Annotated in this window: 2 protein-coding genes; one reads left to right on the forward strand and one right to left on the reverse strand. The window is 71.9% G+C overall.

The window, feature by feature from the left end; translation table 11 throughout:
* Positions 1-87 precede the first annotated feature (87 nt).
* On the reverse strand, positions 88-1,053 hold the full coding sequence (locus tag ACZ5NJ_RS37700; protein WP_468771296.1) for an RDD family protein: 966 nt from the start codon (positions 1,051-1,053) through the stop codon (positions 88-90).
* Between the two features lie 112 nt (positions 1,054-1,165).
* On the opposite strand from ACZ5NJ_RS37700, the gene ACZ5NJ_RS37705 reads away from it, so the two are divergent.
* Positions 1,166-2,173: a stage II sporulation protein M gene (locus ACZ5NJ_RS37705; RefSeq protein ID WP_468771298.1), complete on the forward strand. Its 1,008-nt coding sequence runs from the start codon at positions 1,166-1,168 to the stop codon at positions 2,171-2,173.
* Positions 2,174-2,525: the final 352 nt, after the last annotated feature.

A 2,525-nucleotide genomic window follows, 5' to 3' on the forward strand; every position in this document is an offset into this window, starting at 1 on the left:
GCAGTCGCGAGGGTCTCCAGGTTTGTCGTCACAAACGAACCAACGAGACCCTCGCTTCATGCGCCCGAAGACTTCGGAATTACTCGTCTAGGCCGGCGGCGCGAACCCGGTGGCACGCGGCGCGGGCTCGACGGGCACCTCGGCCCGCACGGGCTGAACCGGCTGAGCGGGCTGAGCCGGCTGCCCGGGCTGAACGGGCGCCGCCACCGGCGGAACCGGCACACCGGAGGCCACCCCCGGCATCCCCCCGTACGCCACGGGCGCGGGAGCGGCCCCGCCCACCGGCACCTGCCCCGCCACCCCACCGGAGGCGAAGGCCCGGGCGGCGTCCCGCGACTGCCGCTCGTGCACCACGGCCATCAGGAACGCGACCGCCGGCACCCCGGCCGGAGCCGGCGCCCCCGTCCGGGCCACCACGTCGTCCGCCAGCCGCGCCGCCATCACCGCGCCCGTGTGCGGATCCAACTGGTTCATCCGCGTCAGGTACTGCCGGATCGCCAGCCACAGCCCGTCCGGCACGGCCGACAGGTCCAGCCCCGTGAACCGACCGGCCAGCCACGGCGGCGGCGGGGGCACGGGCATCACCCGCGCCCCCGGCACCCGCTCCCGCACCACGAGCGTCCCCGCGAACACGTCCCCGAGCCGCCGCCCCCGCTCCGACACCAGCGACGCGACGCAGGCGACCGTCCCGAAGGTCATCAACAGCTCCACGACCCCCATCGCCCCGCGCACCAGCGCGTGCCGGAACCGGATCGGGCCGCCGTCCTCGCGCACCACCCGCAGCCCGCACGCCAGCTTCCCCAGCGAACGCCCGTGGCTCAGCGTCTCCACCGCGATCGGCACCCCGACCAGCACCAGCAGCAGGGTCGCCACCGCGACGGCCGCCTGCGCGGCATCGTCGAGCCCGGCGGTCGCGAGGAGCAGCGCGAAGGACACCAGCACGTACCCGGTGAAGTACACGACCAGATCGAGCAGCACCGCCAGCGCCCGGCTCGGCAGCCGTGCCGGCCTCAGCCCCAGGACGACCGCGTCCCCCGTCACCAGACCGCTCACCGGATGCACCTTTCACCGACCTGACCCGCCCCTGTGCACCCCAGTCTGCCAAGCTGGCCGCAGGAGAAGCAGCCGTATCGGGCGGGGCCAGGGGCAGGGGAGCGACAACCGGATGGATCTCGACGTCTTCGTAGCCGCCCACCAGGCGCAGTGGGCCCGCCTGGAACAGCTCCTCGGCCGTGGCCGCCGGCTCACCGGCGCGGAGGCCGACGAACTCGTCGCCCTCTACCAGCGCACCGCCACCCACCTCTCCCTGATCCAGTCGAGCGCCCCCGACCCGCTGCTCACGGGCCGCCTCACCCAGCTCGTGGCCCGGGCCCGCTCCACCGTCACCGGCACCCGCCGGGCGAGCTGGCGCGACGCTGCCCGCTTCTTCACCGCGGGTTTCCCGGCGGCCGTCTACCGCAGCCGCCGCTGGTGGATACCCACGGCCCTCCTCTCCACGGCCCTCGGCGTACTCATCGGCTGGTGGATAGCCACCCACCCGGAGGTGCAGGGCGCCGTCGCCGCCCCGGAACAGCTCAAGCAGCTGACGCGGCCGGGCGGCGAGTACGAGACGTACTACTCCAGCCACCCGGCGGCCTCCTTCGCCGCGAAGGTGTGGACGAACAACGCGCAGGCCGCCGCGGTCTGCCTGGTCCTGGGCGCCTTCCTCGGCCTCCCGGTCCTCTGGATCCTCTTCCTGAACATGGCCAACCTCGGGGTGGGCCTGGGCCTGATGGCCTCGGCGGGCCGCCTCGACGTCTTCCTCGGCCTGGTCCTCCCGCACGGCCTGCTCGAACTGACGGCGGTCTTCGTCGCCGCCGGCACGGGCCTGCGGCTGGGCTGGACGGTCGTCGACCCCGGCCCCCGCACCCGCCGCGCGGCCCTGGCGGAACAGGGCCGCGCCGCCCTCGGCATGGCCATCGGCCTGGCGGTGGTCCTCTTCGTGTCGGGCCTGATCGAGGGCTTCGTGACCCCGTCGGGCCTCCCGACCTGGGCGCGCATCACCATCGGTGTCGCCGCGGAGGCCGCTTTCCTCGCGTACGTCTTCGTCCTGGGCGGCCGCGCGTCGCGCGCCGGGGAGGCGGGCGACGTGGAGGAGGCCGACCAGACGGCGGCGCTGCCGACAGCGGCGTGATGTGCGGAGCAGGCCGTTCAGCTGCTAGTCTCCTCGTCGTCCCGCAAAGGGTGTTGACACACCTGGAGCGGGGAGGTAGATTCGAACGGTTGCCTCGAACTGGACAAGTTCGGCAGCGATGGTTTAAAGTCTTCTTCGCCCCCAGAATCCAAGGAATTGCATTCCGTTGGGGCACATCCAGCTCTAAATCAGGAAACTGAAGCCGGGAAATCCGGTGGAAAACTTCTGATAGAGTCGGAACCGCCGGAAAGGGAAAACGCGAAAGCGAAGAACCTGGAAAGCGCAGAGGAAATCGGGTCCGAAAAGATCTGATAGACTCTGAACAGAACGAAAGCCCGGAGGAAAGCCCGAG

It is taken from the genome of Streptomyces sp. NPDC032091 (assembly GCF_055580265.1).